The following is a 20,682-nucleotide window of genomic DNA, read 5'->3' as shown; positions in this document are numbered from 1 at the left end:
GGCTACTCGAGGATCGCGCCGCGCGACGCCGACTGGACGAGCTTGGCGTACTTCGCGAGCACCCCGCGCGTGAACGTCGGCGGCAGCGGCGCCCACCCGTCGCGGCGCGCGGCGAGCGTGTCCGCGTCGACGAGCAGGTCGAGCGTCTTGCTCGCGACGTCGAGCCGGACCCGGTCGCCGTCGCGCACGAACGCGATCGGGCCGCCGTCGACCGCCTCGGGTGCGACGTGGCCGACGCACAGGCCGGTCGTGCCGCCCGAGAAGCGGCCGTCGGTGAGCAGCAGGACCGTCTTGCCGAGCCCCGCGCCCTTGATCGCGCCCGTGATGGCGAGCATCTCGCGCATGCCCGGGCCGCCCTTGGGCCCCTCGTACCGGATGACGACGACGTCCCCGTCCGTGATCGTGCCGTCCTCCAGGGCGTCGAGCGCCGCGCGCTCGCGCTCGAAGACGCGCGCGGTGCCCTCGAACACGTCCTCGTCGAACCCGGCGGACTTCACGACGGCCCCCTCGGGCGCGAGCGACCCGTGCAGGATCGTGATGCCCCCGGTGTGGTGGATGGGATCGTCGAGCGCCCGCAGGATCTTGCCGTCCGGGTCCGGCGGGTCGATGTCGGCGAGGTTCTCCGCGACGGTGCGACCCGTGACGGTGAGCGCGTCGCCGTGCAGCAGCCCGGCGTCGAGCAGCGCCTTCATGACGACGGGCACTCCCCCGATCCGGTCGACGTCGTTCATGACGTAGCGCCCGAACGGCTTGAGGTCGCCGAGGTGCGGCACGCGGCTCGCGACCCGGTCGAAGTCGGCGAGCGTGAGGTCGACCTCGGCCTCGTGCGCGATCGCGAGCAGGTGCAGCACCGCGTTGGTCGACCCGCCGAACGCCATGACGACGGCGATCGCGTTCTCGAACGCCTCCTTGGTCATGACGTCGCGCGCCGTGATGCCGAGCCGCAGCAGGTTGACGACGGCCTCGCCCGAGCGGTGCGCGAACGCGTCCCGGCGCCGGTCCGCCGAGGGCGGAGCCGCCGAGCCGGGCAGCGACATGCCCATCGCCTCGGCGACCGACGCCATCGTGTTCGCCGTGTACATGCCGCCGCACGCACCCTCGCCGGGGCAGATGGCGCGCTCGATGCGGTCCACGTCCTCCCGGCTCATGAGCCCGCGCGCGCACGCGCCGACGGCCTCGAACGCGTCGATGAGCGTGACGTCCTTCTCCGTGCCGTCGGACAGCTTGACCCAACCCGGCATGATCGAGCCCGCGTAGAGGAACACGCTCGCGAGGTCCAGCCGCGCCGCGGCCATGAGCATCCCGGGGAGCGACTTGTCGCACCCGGCGAGCAGCACGGTCCCGTCGAGCCGCTCCGCCTGGACGACCGTCTCGACCGAGTCCGCGATGACGTCGCGGCTCACGAGCGAGAAGTGCATGCCCTCGTGGCCCATCGAGATGCCGTCGGAGACGGAGATCGTCCCGAACTGCAGCGGGTAGCCGCCGCCCGCGTGCACGCCCTCCTTGGCGCCCTGCGCGAGCCGGTCGAGCGACAGGTTGCACGGCGTGATCTCGTTCCACGAGCTCGCGATGCCGATCTGCGGCTTGCCGAAGTCCTCGTCGCCCATCCCGACGGCGCGGAGCATCCCGCGCGACGCCGTCGCCTCCAGGCCGTCCGTGACCTGGCGGGAGCGCGGCTTGAGGTCGAACTGTTCGGTGGTCATACCCGAGTATCACCTCCGGGCGTGACCTGGGCCACGACGACGCACGGGCTCCCCGGCACGCCCGGTGCGGCAGGATGCCGTCCGTGACTCCCGCAGCCCCGCACGGCGCCCGTCCGCGCGCCGCCCGCCGCCCCCGGTCCCTCGCGCTCCTCGTCGCCCTCGTCGTCGCCGCCACGACGGCGTGCACCGCCCCGGCGCCTCCGGACGACGCCACGACCACGACCACCCCGACGTCGCGAACCTCCCCCTCGGAGCCTCCCGCGACGGAGCCGACCGAGACCGAGGAGCCGCCCGCGTCCGACGACGCCGGCGCCGCCGAGTCGCCCGAGGAGGCGTTCCGCGCGTGGCTCGCCGCGAGCCGGGCCCCGGACGTCGAGGTCGCGTGCGGCTACATGGAGCCCGCGCTCGTGGACCGGATGGTCGCGGAGATGACGGCGCAGGGCTGGCCGGGGATCACCGACTGCGCGTCGATGGTGACCACGACCGCCGCGCTGTACGCCGCGCTGGGCTCCGTGGCCGACGTCGAGATCCAGGTGCGCGAGGAGCGCCCCGACGCCGTCGTGCTCGGGGTCGTGTACGCGAGCGGAAGCTGCGGCAGCGCGGTCATGGTCCCCGACGGCACGAGGTGGCGGATCGGCGAGCAGTCGCAGGAGGAGTGCTGACGCACCGGGTACCGACGACGGGCCCGCACCTCGTCAGGTGCGGGCCCGTCGTCGTCGGGTTCAGCGGCCGCGCTTGATGAGCGACACGTCGCGCACGGCGCCGCGGTCGGCGGACGTGGCCATCGCGGCGTACGCCTGGAGCGCCGGCGAGACGTAGCGGTCGCGGTCGACGGGCTGCCACGGGTTCTCGCGCGCCTCCATCTTGGCGCGGCGCTCGGCGAGCACGTCGTCCGGCACGTTGAGGCGGATGAGGCGCGTGTCGACGTCGATCTCGATCTCGTCGCCGTCCTCGACGAGGCCGATCACGCCGCCCGCGGCGGCCTCGGGCGAGACGTGGCCGACGGAGATGCCCGACGACCCGCCGGAGAAGCGGCCGTCGGTGATGAGCGCGGTGACCTTGCCGAGGCCGCGGCCCTTGATGAACGACGTCGGGTACAGCATCTCCTGCATGCCGGGGCCGCCCGCGGGGCCCTCGTAGCGCACGACGACGACGTGGCCGGGCTGGACCTGCTTGGTGAGGATCTTCTCGACGGCCTCGTCCTGCGACTCGCAGACGAGCGCCGTCCCGACGAAGTGGAAGACGTCCGGGTCGACCCCGGCGGTCTTGAACACGGCGCCGTCCTCGGCGAGGTTGCCGCGCAGCACGGCGAGGCCGCCCTCCGCGGTGTACGCGTGCTCGAGGTCGCGGATGCAGCCGTTCGCCGCGTCCGTGTCGAGCGACTCCCACCGGTTCGACGTCGAGAACGCCTGCGTCGTGCGCACCCCGCCGGGGGCGGCGTGGAAGAGCTCGACGGCGCGGTCGGTCGCCTTGCCGCCGCGGACGTCCCAGTCGTCGAGCCACTCGCGCAGGGTCGGCGTGTGGACGCTCGTGACGTCGTGGTCGAGCAGGCCGGCGCGGTCGAGCTCACCGAGGAGCGCGGGGATGCCGCCGGCGCGGTGCACGTCCTCCATGTGGAAGCTCGGGTGGTTCGGCGCGACCTTCGACAGGCACGGGACGCGGCGGCTGATGCGCTCGATGTCGGTGAGGTCGAAGTCGACCTCGGCCTCCTGGGCCGCGGCGAGGATGTGCAGCACGGTGTTGGTCGAGCCGCCCATCGCGACGTCGAGCGCCATCGCGTTGGAGAACGCCGCCTTGGTCGCGATGGAGCGCGGCGCGACGGAGTCGTCCTCGTCCTCGTAGTAGCGCTTGGCGAGCTCGACGATCGTGCGGCCCGCCTCGAGGAAGAGCTCCTTGCGCGCGGCGTGCGTCGCGAGCGTCGAGCCGTTGCCCGGCAGGGACAGGCCGAGCGCCTCGGTGAGGCAGTTCATCGAGTTCGCGGTGAACATGCCCGAGCACGACCCGCACGTGGGGCACGCGTTCTCCTCGACCTGCGCGAGCGCGGCGTCCGACACGTCGTCGTCGGCCGAGTAGTTGATCGCGTTGACGAGGTTGAGGGGGGTCCTGGCGACGCCGTCGGCCACGACCGCCTTGCCGGCCTCCATGGGCCCGCCGGACACGAAGATCACCGGGATGTTGAGCCGCAGCGCCGCGTTGAGCATGCCGGGCGTGATCTTGTCGCAGTTGGAGATGCACACGAGCGCGTCGGCGCAGTGCGCGTTGACCATGTACTCGACGGAGTCGGCGATGAGGTCGCGGCTCGGCAGCGAGTAGAGCATGCCGCCGTGGCCCATCGCGATGCCGTCGTCGACGGCGATGGTGTTGAACTCCTTGGACACGCCGCCCGCCTCGCGGATCGCGGACGCGACGAGGTCGCCCATGTCCTTGAGGTGCACGTGGCCGGGGACGAACTGCGTGTACGAGTTCGCGATCGCGATGATCGGCTTGCCGAAGTCGTCGGCGCCCATGCCGGTCGCGCGCCACAGGGCGCGGGCACCGGCCATGTTGCGGCCGTGGGTGGATGTCCGAGAGCGCAGCGGGCGGCTCATTCCGGGTCAGCTCCTTCGACGGGGGGCCGCGACCGATCCTCCGGCCGCCGGGTCACATTACGCCTCCCGGCACGGCCGCGGGCGAGGCGTCCGCCTCGTGGTCGTCGCGGTACGTACGTAGCCGTAGCGGGGCTACGTGATGTCCACGCGATCCGGACGTAAGGGTTGAACCGCCGGATCCGCCCCTGCCACCGTGGTCGGGCACGCACGGCCGGGGACCGCCGCGGCTCTCGACGACGAGCGGCACCGCGCGGCGCAGCCCGCGGGGCCCCGGCGCCGGCCGTTCCTCAGACCGCACACCCGAGGGGGCACCTCATGTCCACGTCCACCGCTCGCACCGCGCCGCCCGGCGCGTCGCCCGGCGCGTCGCCCGGCGCGTCGCCCGGCGCGTCGCCCGCACCCCGCCGCGCTCCGGCCGGTCCCGTCACGCAGCACGACGTCGTCACGCGCGCGCCCGCCCGCGTCGCCCTCGCGCTCGCTCGCGTCGGCACCGCCGTCGTCTTCCTCTGGCCGTTCGCGGACAAGCTCCTCGGGCTCGGGTACGCGACGCCGCGCGAGCGCGCGTGGCTCGCCGGCGCCGCCCCCACCCAGGGGTACCTCGAGCACGGCGTCCAGGGGCCGCTCGCGGGCGCGTTCACCGCGACGTCCGGGCCCGTCACCGACTGGCTGTTCATGCTCGGCCTGCTGGGCGTGGGCCTCGCGCTCCTGCTGGGCGTCGGGCTGCGCGCGGCCGCGGTGAGCGGCGGTCTGCTGTTCGTCCTGCTGTGGCTGTCGCAGTGGCCGTTCTCGCCCGGCTCCACCAACCCCGTCGTCGACCAGCACGTCCTCGTGGTGCTCGTGCTCGCCGTGCTCGCGACGACGCTCGCGGGCGACACGTGGGGGCTCGGGCGCCGCTGGGCCGCGCTGCCCGCCGTCCGTCGGGCGCCCTGGCTGCGCTGACCCGCGCGCGGCCGGGGCCGGTCAGGCCCCGGCCGTGTGCGCGCCCTCGAGCTCGTCGGCGTGGCGGATGTGCCGCGTGACCCACGGCGCGAGCGCGAACAGCGCGAGCGCGAACACGAGCGTCACGGCGCCGATGCTGCCGAAGTACGCGGTGTCCGAGGCGCCCTCGGTGACCTGCACGACCTGGGCCGTGATCGCCTGGCCCGCCGCGGGCGCGAGGAACCACAGCGCCATCGCCTGCGACCGGAAGGCCCTCGGCGCGAGCAGCGTCGTGGCGGCGAGGCCCACCGGAGACAGGCACAGCTCGCCGAGCGTCTGGATCACGTAGACGAGCACGAGCACCCACGCGGGCGCCTTGCCGTCGCCGACGACGGCCGACGCCGCGGCGAGGAAGAGGAACGACACCGACGCGAGCGCGAGGCCGATCGCGAACTTGTTGGCCGTCGTCGGGCGGTCGCCGGTCTTGATCCAGATCCACGCGAACACCGGCGCCAGCAGGATGATCGACAGCGGGTTCACGGACTGGAAGAACTCCGGGCTGATGCCGATGCCGAAGATGCTCAGCTGGGTGCGGTCCTTCGCGAACGCGGACAGCGTCGTGGCGGCCTGCTCGAAGATCATCCAGAACAGCATCGCCGCGACGAACAGCGGGATGTAGGCGATGACGCGCGGGCGCTCCGCGTCGGTGACGCGCGGCGAGCGGTACATGACGACGAAGTACGCGATGGGCGCGAGGAACGCGAGGTAGGACATCGTGTCGATGAACGTCGTGATGTCGAACCCGCCCGAGATGAGGACGGCGACGAGCCCCACGACCACGACGCCCGCCGCGATGAGCGCGAAGATGCGCGCGATCTTCGCGCGCTCCTCGGGGCGGACCGGGTTCGGCACGTGCGCGCCCGCCTCGCCGAGGAACCGCCGGCCCGCGACGAAGAACACGAGCGCGACCGCCATGCCGACCGCGGCGACGGCGAAGCCGGCGTGGTAGCCGCCCCAGGCGCGCGCGGCGCCGACGAGGAAGGGCGCGACGAACGAGCCGATGTTGATGCCCATGTAGAAGATCGAGAAGCCGGAGTCGCGCCGCGGGTCGTCGCGCGCGTAGAGCTCCCCGACCATCGAGGACACGTTGGGCTTGAGCAGGCCGGTGCCGAGCGCGACGAGCGCGATGCCGACCATCGAGAACCCGGCACCGGGGATCGTGAGGCTCACGTGGCCGGCCGCGATGATGATGCCGCCGTACAGGACGGAGCGCCGCGAGCCGATCACGCGGTCGGCGAGCCACCCGCCCACGACGGACAGCAGGTAGACGCTCGTGCCGTAGATCGAGACGAGGGCGAGGCCCGTCGTCTCCGCGATCCCCAGGCCGCCGTTCGCGACGGTGTCCGTGAGGTAGAAGAGCAGGATCGCGCGCATCCCGTAGTAGCTGAACCGCTCCCACAGCTCCGTGGTGAAGAGCGTCAGCAGCCCGCGGGGGTGCCCGAAGAACGCGTGGTCGCCCTCGATCGCCCCCGCCGCCGGGCCCACCGGGCCCTCGTCCTGCGACGCGCCGACGACCGCCGCCGTGCCCGGGCCGACGGGGGGCGCGCCGGGGTCCGGCTCCGTCCGTCCTTCGCGCCCGAGGCCGCGGCGTCCCGCGTCCTCCTGCCCCTTCGGGTCGTCACCGTCCATCCTGCGATGCTCCCACCGGCGTGCCGGACCGGCGACCGTTAGCGTGGCCGGATGCCGACCCTCTGGTGGTGCCGACGCGACCTGCGCCTCGCCGACAACCCCGCGCTCGTCGCCGCGGTCGAGGCCGCGCGCGCCGCCGGCGACGAGGTCGCGGCGCTCTACGTGCTGGACCCGGCGCTGTGGGGTGCCGCCGGCGGGTCGCGCCGCGCCTACCTCGCGCGCAGCCTCGCCGCGCTGGACGAGGCCACGGGCGGCAGGCTCGTGGTCCGCCACGGCGACCCGCGCGAGGTCGTGCCCGCGGTCGCGCGCGAGACGCGCGCCGCCGAGGTGCACGTCGCGGCGTCGTACGAGCCGTACGGCGTCGCGCGCGACGAGGCGGTCGAGGCCGCGCTGCCCGACGCCGGCGCGCGCCTCGTGCGCACGGGCTCGCCGTACGCCGTCGCGCCGGGGCGCGTGCTCACGCGCACGGGGACGCCGTTCCAGGTGTTCACGCCGTTCCGCGAGGCCTGGGTCGCGCACGGCTGGCGCGACCCGGTGCCGCGCCCGCGCGAGATCCCGTGGGCGACGCTGCGCTCCGACGGCGTCCCGCCGGACCCGGGGACGGACGCGCACCTGCCGGCGGCGGGCGAGGCGGCCGCGCGCCGACGGTGGCACGAGTTCGTCGCCGACCGGCTGGCGGGCTACGCGACCGAGCGCGACCGCCCGGACCGGCCCGCGACGTCGGGCATGTCGATCCCGCTCAAGTGGGGCGAGCTCCATCCCCGCACGCTGCTCGCCGACGTGCGGAGCGCGCTGCACGACGGGCTCGTGCCGTCGGACGACGCGCTCGCGTACCGGTCGGAGCTCGCGTGGCGCGAGTTCCATGCCGACGTCCTGTTCCACCACCCCGACGCCGCGCACCGGTCTTTGCGCCCGGTCGTGCCCGAGGACGCGTGGGCCGAGGGCGCGGACGAGGACGCGTACCTCGCCGCGTGGGCCGCCGGCCGCACGGGCTACCCCCTCGTCGACGCGGGCATGCGCCAGCTCCTCGGCGAGGGGTGGATGCACAACCGGGTCCGGATGGTCGTCGCGTCGTTCCTCGTCAAGGACCTGCACGTGCGCTGGCAGCGCGGCGCGGCGCACTTCATGGCGCACCTCGCCGACGGCGACGTCGCGCAGAACCAGCTCAACTGGCAGTGGGTCGCCGGGACGGGGCGCGACGCGTCGCCCTTCTTCCGGATCTTCAACCCGGTGACGCAGGCACGGAAGTTCGACCCCGACGGCACGTACGTGCGCCGCTGGGTGCCGGAGCTGCGCGGCGTCGAGGGCCGGGCCGTCCACGAGCCGTGGACGCTCCGCGAGCGGCCCGCGGGCTACCCCGAGCGGATCGTCGACCACGCCGTCGAGCGCCGGGTGTCGCTCGACGACTTCGAGCGAGCCCGGCGCTCCTGACCTTTTTTCAACCGAACGGTTGACCAGCGCCGAGGGCGGGCGTAGCGTCTTAGTCAACCGATCAGTTGAGAAGAGGCGTCCGACCCGGGCGCCGCGAAGGAGGTCCTGTGACGGCCGACCCGCTCTCGCGCGTGTTCTCGGCGCTCGCCGACCCCACGCGCCGCGACATGGTGGCCCGGCTCGCGTCGGGAGACGCCAGCGTGGGCGAGCTCGCCCGGCCGTACGACATGTCCGTCCAGGCGGTGTCCAAGCACCTGCGGGTGCTCGAGGACTCCGGACTGGTGACCCGCACGACGGACGCCCGGCGCGCCCCCGTGCACCTCGAGGCGGAGGTCCTCGATCTCATGACGGCGTGGATCGAGCGTTACCGGCGTGAGGCCGAGGAGCGGTACCGCCGCCTCGACGACGTCCTGCGCGACCTGCCCGACCAACCGGGCACCACCGAGAACGACCCGACGACAGGAGCAGCACCATGACCACCACCGGCACCCACGAGACCGAGATCGTCGTCCCCACGGACCTCCCGATCGTGCGCATCGTGCGCGAGTTCGACGCGCCCGTCGCGAAGGTCTTCAGGGCCCACGTCGACCCGGACCTCTTCGCGCGCTGGAACGGCCCGCGCAACCTCACCCAGCGCACCGAGCACTGGGACGTGCGCACCGGCGGCGCCTACCGCTACGTCCACGTGGACCCCGACGGCAACGAGTACGCGTTCTTCGGCAGCGTGCACGAGGTGCGCCCGGACGAGCTCATCGTCCAGACGTTCACCTACGAGGGCTTCCCCGACGGGGTGTCGCTCGACCGCCTCCAGTTCGAGGAGCTGCCCGGCGGACGCTGCCGCCTCACCGCGACGTCGCTCGTCGACTCGTTCGAGGGCCGCGACGGCTTCGTCTCGAGCGGCATGGAGGTCGGGATCCGCGAGGGCTACGAGCAGCTCGACGAGATCCTCGCGGAGTCCTGAGCGACGGGGCCCCACCGGACGTCCCGACCAGGCCGGGACCCGCGCCCACGACGACGGGGCGGCGCCCACCAGCGGCGCCGCCCCGTCTGTCGTGGTCCCCCGGGCCCGCCCCCCCCGGCGGGGCCGGGGGGGGGAGGCCCCGCCCCCCGCCCCCCCGCGGGCGCCCCGGCCCCGGCGGCGGCCGCGCCCGAGGTGCCCGTCGTCCCGGCGCTCGCGGACGACTCCGCCGCGGCGAAGGCCGCCGCCGCGTTCGGCCGCGTGGACGAGGACGGCACCGTCTACGTCCGCGAGCAGGCGGGCGAGCGCACCGTCGGCCAGTTCCCCGGCGTCAGCACCGAGGAGGCGCTCGCGCTGTACGTGCGCCGCTACCTCGACCTGCAGGCGAAGGTCGCGCTCTTCGAGGCCCGCCTCACGAGCACGGACCTGTCCGTCAAGGAGATCGACCAGACGCTTGCGCGCCTCACGGAGGAGACCGCGGAGCCGTCCGCGGTGGGCGACCTCGACGGGCTGCGGGCGCGGGTCGACGCGCTGCGCGGCGCCGCGGCGGAGCGCCGCAGCCAGCTCGAGGCGGAGCGCGCCGCCGCCAAGGCCGCCGCGCTCGCGGCGCGTACCGAGATCATCGAGGCCGCGGAGAAGATCGCCGCGACCGACCCGAGCCGCATGCAGTGGCGCCCCGCGGGCGAGGAGCTGCGCGCCCTGCTCGAGCGCTGGAAGGAGGCGCAGCGCACGGGCCCGCGCATCGACCGGGCGAGCGAGGAGGCGCTCTGGAAGCGCTTCAGCCACGCGCGGACCGCGTTCGACCGCGAGCGCCGGCACTACTTCGCGGAGCTCGAGCAGCGCAACGCCGCCGCCAAGGCCGCCAAGGAGAAGCTCGTCGCGGAGGCGGAGGCGCTGTCGTCGAGCACCGACTGGGGCCCCACCGCGGGTGCGTACCGCGACCTCATGGCGCGCTGGAAGGCCGCGGGCCGGGCGAGCCGCAAGGACGACGACGCGCTGTGGGCCCGGTTCCGCGCCGCGCAGGACACGTTCTTCCAGGCGCGCGACGCCGCGAACTCGGCGACCGACGCGGAGTACGCGGCCAACCTCCAGGTCAAGGAGGCGCTGCTCGTCGAGGCGGAGGCGCTCGTCCCCGTCAAGGACCTCGCCGCCGCGAAGAGCGCGCTGCGCGACATCCAGGAGCGCTGGGAGGAGGCCGGGCGCGTGCCGCGCGGCGACCTCCAGCGCGTCGAGGGCCGCCTGCGCGCGGTCGAGAACGCGGTCCGCGACGCCGAGCAGGCGCAGTGGACGCGGACCAACCCCGAGACGCGCGCGCGGGCCGAGGGGGCCGCGGCGCAGCTCGAGGCCGCGATCGAGGCGCTCGAGGCCGACCTCGCGGCCGCGCAGAGCCGTGGCGACCAGCGCGCCGTGAAGGACCTCGAGACCGCGCTCACCGCGCGACGCTCGTGGCTCGAGCAGGTCGTGCGCGCGGCGGAGGACTCGCGCGGCTGACGCCTCTCGCCCTCGGTGGGGCCGGCACTCGTCCACAGACGGGTGCCGGCCCCTTCCCGTCCCGCGGGGGATGCGGCACGGTGGGGTGATGCCCGCCGCACCTGCGCTCGCCCCGACGCCCGCCCGTGCCGACGGCGCGGCCGCCGCCCTCGCGCGCCTGCTCGGTCCCCCCGCCCCCGCCGAGGTCGGCCCCCTCGTGACCCCGGCGGACGTCGGCGGCGCCGCCGCGTTCCAGGACCTCGTGCACCGCGGCGCGCTCGTCGCGCTGTGGGGCGACGTCGCCGCGCCCGCGGGCGTGCCGGTCACGGCGACGCTGCGCGCGCTCGCGGTCCGCGACCTCGTGCCGCGCGGCACGGTGCTCGCCGGGGCGGCCGCCGCGTGGGTGCTGTGCGGGTCGCCCGCGCCGCGCGTGCTCGACGTCGTGTACCCGTCGGGCCGGCACCGCCCGGCCCCGCGCAGCGGTCGCGCCCCGCGCCAGGCGAGCGTGCTGCACGACGAGACGGTCCTGGTCGCCGGGGTGCTCGTCACCGCGGTCGTGCGGACGGCGCTCGACGTGGCGACCCGGCTCGAGACCGGTCCGGCTCTCGCGGTCCTCCGGCGGCTACGGTCGGCGTGCGACCTCGACGTGCGCGCCGCCGCGCGCTCGCTCGAGCTGCGCCACCGGTGGCCGGAGCGGCCGCGGGCGCGGCACGTGCTCTCCCTGCTCGCCGCCGAGGACGACCCGGTCTAGGTTGGTCGGCATGGCCGCAGCCACGACACCGCCCGTGGAGCTCGAGGTCGCCGGACGCACGGTGCGCGTCACGAGCCCCGACCGCGTCGTCTTCCCCGCGCGCGGGGTGACCAAGCTCGACGTGGTCCAGTACTTCCTCAGCGTCGGCGACGGGATCCTCGGCGCGCTGCTGGACCGACCCACGACGCTCGAGCGCTGGCCGAAGGGCGTGTTCGAGGGGGCGCGGATGAGCACGCGCACGGACAACACGGGCGACGCGTTCTACCAGAAGCGCATCCCGAAGGGCGCGCCCGACTACGTGCGCACCGCGCGCATCGCGTTCCCGAGCGGCCGCACGGCGGACGAGGTCTGCCCCACCGAGCTCGCGGTCGTCGCGTGGGCGGCCAACCTCGGGACGCTGACGTTCCACCCCTGGCCGGTGCGCAGCGCGGACGTCGAGGCGGTCGACCAGCTCCGCATCGACCTCGACCCGCAGCCCGGCACCGACTTCGACGACGCGGTACGCGTGGCGCCGCACCTGCGCGAGGTGCTCGACGAGCTCGGGCTCCCCGGCTACCCGAAGACGTCGGGCGGGCGGGGCATCCACGTCTTCGTGCCGGTCTCGCCCGAGTGGGACTTCGTCGCGGCGCGGCGCGCGACGATCGCGATCGGGCGCGAGCTCGAGCGCCGGCTGCCGGACCAGGTGACCACCAAGTGGTGGAAGGAGGAGCGCGGCGCCAAGATCTTCGTCGACTACAACCAGATGGCACGCGACCGCACGATCGCGTCCGCGTACTCGATCCGCGCCAACCAGCGCGCCACGGTCTCCGCCCCGCTGCGCTGGGAGGAGCTGGGCGACGTGCACCCCGACGACTTCGACGTGCTGACGATGCCGGCGCGGTTCGCGGAGGTGGGCGACCTGTTCGCCCCCCTGCGGGCCGACCGCGACGACCCCGGCGCGTCGCTCGAGCCCGCGCTCGAGCTCTCGCGCCGCGACGAGGCCGAGCACGGCCTGGGCGACCTCCCCTACCCGCCGGAGTACCCGAAGATGCCGGGCGAGCCCAAGCGGGTGCAGCCGAGCAAGGACCGCGCCCGTCGCGACACTTGACCGTCCGCCAGGACGCGACCCGCGGGCCCGACGGCGGTCACGCGGGGGTGGCAGGCGTCACGCGTGCCCGCCTGCGGTCACGCGACGCCGGGTGCGCCCGGCAGGATGTCGGTGAGGTCGTACCGCACCGGCTCCTCGAGCTGCTCGTACGTGCACGAGGCGGGATCGCGGTCCTCGCGCCAGCGCCGGAACTGCGCCGTGTGCCGGAACCGGTGCCCCTCCATGTGGTCGTACGCCACCTCGAGGACGCGCTCCGGCCGCAGCGGCGTGAACGACAGGTCCTTCCCCGAGCTCCAGCGCGACACCGCGCCCGGCATCCGCTCCCCCGCCGGGTTCTCCCACCCGGACCACGGGTGCGCGTCCGCGTCCGGCGTGCCGGGCTCGACGACGAGCGGCGCGAGCTCCGCGACGAGTGCCGCCCGGCGCTTCTCGGGGAACGACGCGGCGACACCGACGAACTGGAGCTGCCCCGCGTCGTCGTACAGCCCGAGCAGGAGCGAGCCCAGCAGCGGGCGCTCCGGCGTCGACGTCTTGTGCAGGCGGTACCCCGCGAGCACGACGTCCGCCTCGCGCCCGTGCTTGATCTTGAGCATCGCGCGCTTGTTCGGCTGGTACCTCCCGTCCAGCGGCTTCGCGACGACCCCGTCGAGCCCCGCGCCCTCGAACGTGTCGAACCAGTCACGCGCCACCGCGACGTCCCGCGTGCGGGGCGTCGCGTGCACGGCCGGGCCGTCAAGGCCGAGCGAGTCGAGCACCTCGTGGCGCCGCACGAGCGGCTCGTGCGTGAGGTCGTCGTCGCCGAGCGCGAGCACGTCGAACACGACGAGCGCCGCGGGCGTCTGCTCCGCGAGCAGCCGCACCCGCGAGGCCGCCGGGTGGATCCGCTGCTGGAGCACCTCGAACTCGAGGCGACCGCCCTGCGCGACGACGATCTCGCCGTCGACCACGCAGCGCGGGGGCAGCGCCGCGCGCACCGCCTCGACCACCTCGGGGAAGTAGCGCTCCATGGGGCGCGCGTTGCGGCTGTCGAGCCGCACCTCGTCCCCGTCGCGGTAGACGATCGCGCGGAAGCCGTCCCACTTCGGCTCGTACACGTACCCGCCGGCGACCGCGTCGGGCTCGGGCACGTCCGGCACGGACTTGGCGAGCATGGGCAGCACGGGCGGCATGACGGGCAGGTCCATGGGGCGATGCTGCCACCGGCCGGTGACCCGTGCGCGACGACACGTCGCGGGGACGTGCCCCGGGGTGTCCGCCGTCAGGCGGGGAGCTGGGTCGCCTCGGCGGCCTTCGTCCCGGTGATCCGGTAGACGTCGAACACGCCGTCGACCTTGCGGACCGCGCTGAGCACCTGGGCCAGGTGCGCGGGCTCCGCCATCTCGAACACGAACCGCGACATCGCGACGCGGTCGTTCGTCGTCGAGACGGTCGCCGAGAGGATGTTCACGTGGTTGTCCGACAGGACCCGCGTCACGTCGGAGAGCAGGCGCGCGCGGTCGAGCGCCTCGACCTGGATCTGGACGAGGAACATCGCGTTGCTCCCCGTCGTCCAGGAGACGTCGACGATGCGCTCGGGCTGGCTGCGCAGCCCCACGACGTTCGCGCAGTCCGCGCGGTGCACGCTCACGCCCTGCCCGCGCGTGATGAAGCCGATGATCTCGTCGCCCGGCACCGGGGTGCAGCACTTCGCGAGCTTGACCCAGATGTCGTCGACGCCCTTGACCATGACGCCCGGGTCGCCCGTGCGCACGCGGCGCGCGGTGTGGCCGGGACGCGCGGTCTCGGCGACGTCCTCGACCGTGCCTTCCTCGCCGCCCATCGCCTGGACGAGCTTGGAGACGACGTTCGCGGCCGAGACCTGCCCCTCGCCGATCGCGGCGTACAGCGCGGTGACGTCCGCGAAGCGCAGCTCGTTGGCGAGCGCGACGAGCGACTCGTGCGACAGCAGGCGCTGGATCGGCAGGTTCTGCTTGCGCATCGCCTTGGCGATCGCGTCCTTGCCGTGCTCGACGGCCTCCTCGCGGCGCTCCTTGGAGAACCACTGCCGGATCTTGTTCCGCGCGCGAGGGCTCTTGACGAACGCGAGCCAGTCGCGGCTCGGACCGGCGTTCTCCGACTTCGAGGTGAGCACGTCGACGGAGTCGCCGTTCTCGAGCGTCGAGTCGAGCGGCACGAGCCGGCCGTTGACGCGCGCGCCCATCGTCCGGTGCCCCACCTCGGTGTGCACCGCGTACGCGAAGTCGACCGGCGTCGAGCCGGCCGGGAGCGCCATGACGTCGCCCTTGGGCGTGAAGACGTAGACCTCGGCGCCGCCGATCTCGAACCGCAGCGAGTCGAGGAACTCCGCCGGGTCCGCGGTCTCGCGCTGCCAGTCGACGAGCTGGCGCAGCCACCGCATGTCGTTCGCGGCGGTGTCGTCCTTCGCCGTCTTGCCGCCCGCCTTCGCGGTCTCCTTGTACTTCCAGTGCGCCGCGACGCCGTACTCCGCGCGCCGGTGCATCTCGTGCGTGCGGATCTGGATCTCGACGGGCTTGCCGCCCGGACCGATGACCGTCGTGTGCAGCGACTGGTACATGTTGAACTTCGGCATCGCGATGTAGTCCTTGAACCGCCCGGGCACGGGGTTCCACCGCGCGTGCAGCGCACCGAGCGCCGCGTAGCAGTCCCGGACGGTGTCCACGAGGACACGCGCGCCGACGAGGTCGTAGATCTCCGCGAAGTCGTGACCGCGCACGATCATCTTCTGGTAGATCGAGTAGTAGTGCTTCGGGCGGCCCGTCACGGTCGCCTTGATCTTCGCGCTGCGCAGGTCCGCCGTGACCTGCTCGCGCACGACGGCGAGGTACTCCTCGCGCGCCGGGGCGCGCTCCGCCACGAGGTGCACGATCTCGTCGTACACCTTCGGGTAGAGAGCCTGGAACGACAGGTCCTCGAGCTCCCACTTGATGGTGTTCATGCCGAGGCGGTGCGCGAGCGGCGCGTAGATCTCGAGGGTCTCGCGGGCCTTGCGGCTCGCGGACGCCGACGACACGTACTTCCACGTGCGCGCGTTGTGCAGGCGGTCGGCGAGCTTGATGACGAGGACGCGGATGTCCCGTGCCATCGCGACGACCATCTTGCGCACGGTCTCGGCCTGCGCCGCGTCGCCGTACGTCACCTTGTCCAGCTTGGTGACGCCGTCGACCAGCATGGCGATCTCCTCGCCGTACTCCTCGGTGAGCTGGGCGAGCGAGTACTCGGTGTCCTCGACCGTGTCGTGCAGGAGCGCCGCGGCGAGCGTCGAGCCGTCGAACCCGAGCTCGGCGAGGATCGTCGCGACGGCGACCGGGTGCGTGATGTACGGGTCGCCGCTCTTGCGCAGCTGGCCCCGGTGCGCGCGCTCCGCCGTCTCGTACGCGCGCTCGATCACGCTGAGGTCGGTGCGCGGGTGGTTGGTGCGCACGGCCTGCAGCACGGGCTCGAGGGCGGGGCTGCCCGCGTTGGGCCGCGCGCCGAACCGCACGAGGCGCGAGCGCACGCCCCGCCCGCCGGAACCCGACGAGCCGGACGAGGGCTGCTGGCCCGACTTCTCCGGGGCGCGCGACGTCCGGGTGTTCTCGCTCATGCGCGCCTCCTTCCGCAGGCCGACCACCGCCGACACCGTGCCGACGACCAGCCGAGACGACCGGAGTGGCAATCCTACGACTCGACGTGGACGAGCGTGGTCACCTCGCGGCCCGCGAGCCGCTCCCGACCACCCAGTCCGTCGAGCTCCAGGAGGAAGGCCATCCCGACCACGACGCCGCCCCCGCGCTCGACGAGCTCGGCGCCCGCGGCGGCCGTGCCCCCCGTGGCGAGGACGTCGTCCACCACCAGAACGCGCGCACCGGGGTGCAGTGTTCCCGCGCGCAGCTCGATCGTGGCCGTCCCGTACTCGAGGTCGTACGTCACGGAGTCGGTGGGCGGCGGGAGCTTGCCCGCCTTGCGCAACGGCACGAAGCCGACGCCGAGGTGCGTCGCGAGCGGAGCGCCCACGAGGAACCCGCGCGCCTCCATCCCCGCGACGAGGTCGACCCCGCCTGCGGCGCGGACGACGTCCCCGAGCGCCTCGACGACGTGCCCGAAGGCGTCGCCGTCGGCGAGCAGACCCGTGATGTCGCGGAACGTGATGCCCGGCCCCGGGTAGTCGGGGACGGCCCGGACGAGCTCGAGCACGCGGTTCGCGCGCTCCACGCCGAGACCGGCGAGGCCGGCGGCCCGCAGGCCGCCCACCTCGCCGGTCGGCGTGGGACCGGGGTCCGTCATCGGGGGCGACGGCGGCGCGGCTGCGCCTTGTTGCCCTGGTGCGCTCCCGGCTGCAGCTGGCGCGACCCCGCTGCGACCCCCGCGGCGGCGAGGGCGGCGTCCTCGTCGTCGCCCGACGTCTCCGTGCGCTCGGCACGGAGCGCGAGCACCTTGGCCGTGTGGTCGCGGATCGGCTTCTCGCGCTCGCGCAGCTCGACCTCGAGCGGCGTCGCGAGGAACACCGACGAGTAGGCGCCGACGGCCATGCCGACGAACAGCGCGAGCGCGATGTCGCGCAGCGTGCCGGCGCCGAGCAGGAACGCGCCGATGAAGAGGATGCCCGCGACGGGCAGCAGCGCGACGACCGACGTGTTGATCGAGCGCACGAGCGTCTGGTTGACCGCGAGGTTCGCCCGCTCGGCGTACGTGGAGCGCGTCTGGTCGAGCACCCCCGCCGTGTTCTCGCGCACCTTGTCGAACACCACGACCGTGTCGTAGATCGAGTACGCGAGGATCGTCAGGAGGCCGATCACCGTCGCCGGGGTGATCTCCCAGCCGATGAGCGCGTAGATGCCCACGGTCACGACGAGGTCGTGGAACAGCGCGATGACCGCGGCGAGCGCCATGCGCCAGTTGCGGAAGTAGACCGTCATGACGAGGCTCACGAGGAGCAGGAAGACGACGAGGCCCACGAGCGCCTTCTGGGACACGTCCTTGCCCCACGTCGGGCCGATGTACGAGCTCGTCACCTCGCCCGCGTCGACCCCGTACGCACCGGCGAGCTCCGTCGCGACCTGCTCGACCTGGGCGTTGCTCAGCTGCGCCGTCTGGACGCGCACCGTGCTGCCGCCGACGGACGTGACACGCGGCACCTCCTCCGGAGCGACCGCCGCCACGGCGTCGAGCGCCGGCTGCTGCGAGGTGTCCGAGACGCCCGAGACGGTGAACTCGGACCCGCCCCGGAACTCGATCCCGAGGTTGAGACCGTCGCCGGCGATCCGGACGCCGATGATCCCGAGGGACAGGACGACCAGCACGGCCGCCACCACGAAGTAGGCACGCCGCTTCGCGACGATGGCGTAGGACCGGCGGCCCGTGTACAGGTCGTTGCCCCACTGGGCGAAACCGCTGGCCATCAGTGCTTCTCCTCGTTCTCGTCGCCGGCCGCGTCCGCGGTCGGGGACCCGTCGGCGCCGTCGGCCGGCGCGGCGGCTCGCCGCTCGGCCGCGCGGCGCTCCGCGATCGTCATGCGGGGCCCGTCCCCACGGCCGACGCCGGCGCCGACCGTCTCGCGCACGGGCGCCGAGCGCTCGGGCGCGGGAGCGTCCTGCGCCGGGGCGTCCTGCGTGGTGTCGTCCGCCGTGCCGGGTGCCGCCGTCGCGCCGACGACGCGCCCACGACCGGCGTACCGCGCCGTCCGCACGCCCAGCCGCCGCGGGTCGAGACCCGAGGCCGGGTGCCCGTTCGCGAAGAACTTCGTGCGGGCGAGCAGCTGCATGAGCGGGTGCGTGAAGAGGAACACGACGACGAGGTCGACCAGGGTCGTCAGGCCGAGCGTGAACGCGAAGCCGCGCACGCCGCCGACGGCCAGGTAGTACAGGACGATCGCGGCGACGAAGTTCACGGCGTCCGACGCGAGGATCGTGCGCCGTGCGCGCTGCCAGCCCTTCTCGACCGCGGAGTTCAGCGTGCGGCCGTCGCGCAGCTCGTCGCGGATGCGCTCGAAGTACACGATGAACGAGTCCGCGGTGATGCCGATCGCGACGATGAGGCCCGCGACGCCGGCGAGCGACAGGCGGTAGCCGATCGTCCACGACAGGACCGAGATGACCCCGTACGTGACGACGGCGGCGATGCCGAGCGACGCGACGGTGACCAGGCCGAGCACGCGGTACTGGAACAGCGAGTAGATGACGACCAGCAGCATGCCGATCGCGCCGGCCAGCAGACCCTTCTCGAGCTGCTCGGAGCCGAGCGTCGCGGAGATCTGCTCCTGGCTCTGCACCTCGAACGTCAGTGGGAGCGAGCCGAAGTTGAGCTGGTTGGCGAGCGTCGCCGCGGAGTCGCGCGTGAAGCTGCCCGAGATCTCGGCCTTGCCGTCGGGGATGACGACCTGCGAGACCGGTGCGGAGATGACGAGGCCGTCGAGGACCATCGCGAACTGGTTCTGCGGGGACGGCAGCGACGTGAGTCGCGTCGTGACGTCGCGGAACGCCTTGGTCCCCTCGGAGTCGAACTCGATGTTGACGACCCACTCGTTCGTCACGACGCCGTTCTGACCGACGCGCAGGCCGGAGTTGGCGTTCGAGATGTCCGTGCCCTCGATCTCGACCGGGCCGAGGATGTACTTGGCCGTGCCGTCGTCGGCGCACGCGACGAACGCGCTGTCGGTCGGGCCGCTGTCGCCGCCCACGAGGTTCTCGGGGAGCGTGCAGTCGAGCGCGTCGAACTGCTCCTGCAGCTCGGGCGTGATCTGCGACAGGTCGCTGGGGTCCTCCGGGCGCGTGGTCTCGGCCGGGGCGTCCGTCGACTCGTCCGCCGGGGCGTCCGTCGACTCGCCGGCCGGGGCGTCGGCAGCCTCGTCGGTCGCGGCGTCGGCGTCGTCCGACGCGGTCGCGTCGGCCGACTCCGTGGCGTCCGGCGCCTCGTCGGCCGCGGCGTCCTCGCCCGCGGCCTCGTCAGCCGTCTCGTCGGTCGGCGTCGCCGTGGGCATGCCGACCGAGAGCACCGGGCGGAAGCGCATCTGCGCCGAGGTGCTGACGAGGTCGATCGTCTCCTGGGACGGGCGTCCCGGGATGCCGACGACGATGTTGTTCTGCCCCTGGCTCGTGATCTCCGCCTCGGAGACGCCCTGCGCGTCGATGCGCTGGCGGATGACGTTGATCGCCTGGTTGATGTCCTCGGCCGTCGGCTGGGAGCCGTCGGTGGTGACGGGCTGCAGGATGATCTGCGTGCCACCCTCGAGATCGAGCGCGAGGCCCGGGGTCAGGCTCGCCCCGCCCGGGTTGTCCTCGGTCTTCGGGTCGAGCTTCGTGCCCGCGAAGAGGGACCCGAAGAGGACGACGATAAGGATTCCCAGGGTGACGAGGGTCCGTACGGGCCTCGCTCGTGTGCTGCTGGTGGCCAACTGTCCGTCTCTTCTCGTGCGTGTGCGGTGGGCCTCGCGGCCCACCGCGTCAGACCGGTCGCGGCAGCGACCGGCACATGGTCACTTGGTGTCGGTGCCGTCGTCCCGGCGCCCGCGGTCCTTGTCCGATCCGCCGTCGGTGAGGCCGGACAGGTCGTCGGGCACGACGAGGTCGTCGACGTCGCCCGAGGTGGTCCCGGCGTCCGGGTCGGCGCTGCCGTACGCGGCGTCCTCGTCGGACGTCTCGTCGGCCTCCTCCTCGGCCGCGACCGGCGGCTCGACGAGCTTGGCGATCGCCGCGCGCAGCCACCGGGACTGGTTGCCCGGCGTGGACTCGATCGTGATGACGTCAGCCTCCTCGTCGACGTCGACGATCGTGCCGAACATGCCCGAGCCCGTCATCACCTCCTGCCCGGGGGCGAGGTTCGCCCGGAAGTTCTGGGCCTCGCGCTGCTGCTTGCGGGTGCGGCTGGTCATGAGGAACATCGCGCCCGCCGCGAGGGCGAGGATGAGGATGAAGCTGATATCCATGACGGAGTCTCGTGTCCTGTTCTGTGCGGGATCTGCGCGCAGTCTAGGCGTGCGCGCACGGTTCACCAACGAGCCGTCTCGCCGCGGAGTTCCGCCCGCTCGGATCCCGACCATTCTAGGGCCTGGTCGGCAGGGCCTGTGACCGCCGTCACGGGCCGGCCCCGCC

Annotated in this window: 17 protein-coding genes; 8 read left to right on the top strand and 9 right to left on the bottom strand. The window is 73.6% G+C overall.

The window, feature by feature from the left end:
• Positions 1 to 2: 2 nt before the first annotated feature.
• The gene (gene ilvD / locus GYH36_RS06785; RefSeq protein WP_024842119.1) at positions 3 to 1,703 is read right to left on the bottom strand and encodes a dihydroxy-acid dehydratase; all 1,701 of its coding nucleotides are present in this window, start codon (positions 1,701 to 1,703) and stop codon (positions 3 to 5) included.
• A gap of 83 nt (positions 1,704 to 1,786) precedes the next feature.
• Between ilvD (GYH36_RS06785) and GYH36_RS06780 the strand changes: the two genes are divergently transcribed.
• Positions 1,787 to 2,365, top strand: a complete 579-nt coding sequence (locus tag GYH36_RS06780) for a hypothetical protein (protein ID WP_151192091.1) — start codon at positions 1,787 to 1,789, stop codon at positions 2,363 to 2,365.
• 60 nt (positions 2,366 to 2,425) lie between these two features.
• Here GYH36_RS06780 and ilvD (GYH36_RS06775) read toward each other — a convergent pair whose 3' ends face one another.
• The gene (ilvD, locus tag GYH36_RS06775) at positions 2,426 to 4,291 is read right to left on the bottom strand and encodes a dihydroxy-acid dehydratase (protein WP_024842121.1); all 1,866 of its coding nucleotides are present in this window, start codon (positions 4,289 to 4,291) and stop codon (positions 2,426 to 2,428) included.
• Positions 4,292 to 4,606: 315 nt separating this feature from the next.
• Between ilvD (GYH36_RS06775) and GYH36_RS06770 the strand changes: the two genes are divergently transcribed.
• Positions 4,607 to 5,230 carry a DoxX family protein gene (locus GYH36_RS06770; RefSeq protein ID WP_162289459.1) on the top strand — a complete coding sequence of 208 codons (624 nt, stop codon included), beginning with the start codon at positions 4,607 to 4,609 and terminating at the stop codon, positions 5,228 to 5,230.
• A 21-nt stretch (positions 5,231 to 5,251) separates the two neighbouring features.
• Here GYH36_RS06770 and GYH36_RS06765 read toward each other — a convergent pair whose 3' ends face one another.
• Complete coding sequence (locus GYH36_RS06765) at positions 5,252 to 6,898, bottom strand: peptide MFS transporter (protein WP_162289458.1); 1,647 nt, start codon at positions 6,896 to 6,898, stop codon at positions 5,252 to 5,254.
• Between the two features lie 51 nt (positions 6,899 to 6,949).
• On the opposite strand from GYH36_RS06765, the gene GYH36_RS06760 reads away from it, so the two are divergent.
• The 6 genes from GYH36_RS06760 (at position 6,950) to ligD (ending at position 12,595) form a co-directional block, all read left to right on the top strand.
• Positions 6,950 to 8,329 carry a cryptochrome/photolyase family protein gene (locus GYH36_RS06760; protein ID WP_162289457.1) on the top strand — a complete coding sequence of 460 codons (1,380 nt, stop codon included), beginning with the start codon at positions 6,950 to 6,952 and terminating at the stop codon, positions 8,327 to 8,329.
• Between the two features lie 107 nt (positions 8,330 to 8,436).
• Positions 8,437 to 8,805 (top strand): ArsR/SmtB family transcription factor, encoded by a 369-nt coding sequence (locus GYH36_RS06755; protein ID WP_162289456.1) that lies wholly within the window; start codon positions 8,437 to 8,439, stop codon positions 8,803 to 8,805.
• Positions 8,802 to 9,290 (top strand): SRPBCC family protein, encoded by a 489-nt coding sequence (locus GYH36_RS06750; RefSeq protein WP_162289455.1) that lies wholly within the window; start codon positions 8,802 to 8,804, stop codon positions 9,288 to 9,290. The genes GYH36_RS06755 and GYH36_RS06750 overlap by 4 nt, the downstream gene beginning before the upstream one ends.
• Before the next feature lie 192 nt (positions 9,291 to 9,482).
• Positions 9,483 to 10,778: a DUF349 domain-containing protein gene (locus GYH36_RS06745; RefSeq protein WP_162289454.1), complete on the top strand. Its 1,296-nt coding sequence runs from the start codon at positions 9,483 to 9,485 to the stop codon at positions 10,776 to 10,778.
• Between the two features lie 88 nt (positions 10,779 to 10,866).
• Positions 10,867 to 11,508 (top strand): hypothetical protein, encoded by a 642-nt coding sequence (locus GYH36_RS06740; RefSeq protein ID WP_162289453.1) that lies wholly within the window; start codon positions 10,867 to 10,869, stop codon positions 11,506 to 11,508.
• A 10-nt stretch (positions 11,509 to 11,518) separates the two neighbouring features.
• A complete protein-coding gene (gene ligD, locus GYH36_RS06735) occupies positions 11,519 to 12,595 on the top strand; it encodes a non-homologous end-joining DNA ligase (RefSeq protein ID WP_115942501.1) in 1,077 nt (358 codons plus the stop codon).
• A 77-nt stretch (positions 12,596 to 12,672) separates the two neighbouring features.
• On the opposite strand, the gene GYH36_RS06730 is transcribed toward ligD, so the two are convergent.
• The 6 genes from GYH36_RS06730 to yajC form a co-directional block, all read right to left on the bottom strand.
• Positions 12,673 to 13,779, bottom strand: coding sequence for an ATP-dependent DNA ligase (locus tag GYH36_RS06730; RefSeq protein WP_162289452.1), 1,107 nt, complete (start codon positions 13,777 to 13,779; stop codon positions 12,673 to 12,675).
• A gap of 74 nt (positions 13,780 to 13,853) precedes the next feature.
• Complete coding sequence (locus GYH36_RS06725; protein ID WP_162289451.1) at positions 13,854 to 16,199, bottom strand: RelA/SpoT family protein; 2,346 nt, start codon at positions 16,197 to 16,199, stop codon at positions 13,854 to 13,856.
• A gap of 74 nt (positions 16,200 to 16,273) precedes the next feature.
• On the bottom strand, positions 16,274 to 16,879 hold the full coding sequence (locus GYH36_RS06720; RefSeq protein ID WP_115942499.1) for an adenine phosphoribosyltransferase: 606 nt from the start codon (positions 16,877 to 16,879) through the stop codon (positions 16,274 to 16,276).
• The gene (secF, locus tag GYH36_RS06715) at positions 16,876 to 17,994 is read right to left on the bottom strand and encodes a protein translocase subunit SecF (RefSeq protein WP_024839601.1); all 1,119 of its coding nucleotides are present in this window, start codon (positions 17,992 to 17,994) and stop codon (positions 16,876 to 16,878) included. Before secF ends, GYH36_RS06720 begins: the two co-directional genes overlap by 4 nt.
• Positions 17,994 to 19,985, bottom strand: coding sequence for a protein translocase subunit SecD (gene secD / locus GYH36_RS06710; protein WP_162289450.1), 1,992 nt, complete (start codon positions 19,983 to 19,985; stop codon positions 17,994 to 17,996). The genes secF and secD overlap by 1 nt, the downstream gene beginning before the upstream one ends.
• 81 nt (positions 19,986 to 20,066) lie before the next feature.
• Entirely contained in the window at positions 20,067 to 20,516 is a 450-nt protein-coding gene (gene yajC / locus GYH36_RS06705; protein ID WP_034603493.1) for a preprotein translocase subunit YajC, read from the bottom strand.
• Between the last annotated feature and the right edge of the window lie 166 nt (positions 20,517 to 20,682).

It is taken from the genome of Cellulosimicrobium composti, assembly GCF_010287905.1.
GTDB classification, from domain to species: Bacteria; Actinomycetota; Actinomycetes; order Actinomycetales; family Cellulomonadaceae; genus Cellulosimicrobium; species Cellulosimicrobium composti.
This window is presented reverse-complemented; position numbering and strand designations above follow the sequence as displayed.

What these genes read in the sequence shown, in the direction of transcription:
- GYH36_RS06740 (WP_162289453.1), top strand. Translation starts at nt 10,867, where the DNA reads ATGCCCGCCGCACCTGCGCTCGCCCCGACGCCCGCCCGTGCCGACGGC.
- ilvD (WP_024842119.1), bottom strand. Translation starts at nt 1,703, where the DNA reads ATGACCACCGAACAGTTCGACCTCAAGCCGCGCTCCCGCCAGGTCACG.
- ilvD (WP_024842121.1), bottom strand. Translation starts at nt 4,291, where the DNA reads ATGAGCCGCCCGCTGCGCTCTCGGACATCCACCCACGGCCGCAACATG.
- secF (WP_024839601.1), bottom strand. Translation starts at nt 17,994, where the DNA reads ATGGCCAGCGGTTTCGCCCAGTGGGGCAACGACCTGTACACGGGCCGC.
- GYH36_RS06765 (WP_162289458.1), bottom strand. Translation starts at nt 6,898, where the DNA reads ATGGACGGTGACGACCCGAAGGGGCAGGAGGACGCGGGACGCCGCGGC.
- GYH36_RS06750 (WP_162289455.1), top strand. Translation starts at nt 8,802, where the DNA reads ATGACCACCACCGGCACCCACGAGACCGAGATCGTCGTCCCCACGGAC.
- GYH36_RS06730 (WP_162289452.1), bottom strand. Translation starts at nt 13,779, where the DNA reads ATGGACCTGCCCGTCATGCCGCCCGTGCTGCCCATGCTCGCCAAGTCC.
- GYH36_RS06770 (WP_162289459.1), top strand. Translation starts at nt 4,607, where the DNA reads ATGTCCACGTCCACCGCTCGCACCGCGCCGCCCGGCGCGTCGCCCGGC.
- yajC (WP_034603493.1), bottom strand. Translation starts at nt 20,516, where the DNA reads ATGGATATCAGCTTCATCCTCATCCTCGCCCTCGCGGCGGGCGCGATG.
- GYH36_RS06760 (WP_162289457.1), top strand. Translation starts at nt 6,950, where the DNA reads ATGCCGACCCTCTGGTGGTGCCGACGCGACCTGCGCCTCGCCGACAAC.
- ligD (WP_115942501.1), top strand. Translation starts at nt 11,519, where the DNA reads ATGGCCGCAGCCACGACACCGCCCGTGGAGCTCGAGGTCGCCGGACGC.
- GYH36_RS06720 (WP_115942499.1), bottom strand. Translation starts at nt 16,879, where the DNA reads ATGACGGACCCCGGTCCCACGCCGACCGGCGAGGTGGGCGGCCTGCGG.
- GYH36_RS06725 (WP_162289451.1), bottom strand. Translation starts at nt 16,199, where the DNA reads ATGAGCGAGAACACCCGGACGTCGCGCGCCCCGGAGAAGTCGGGCCAG.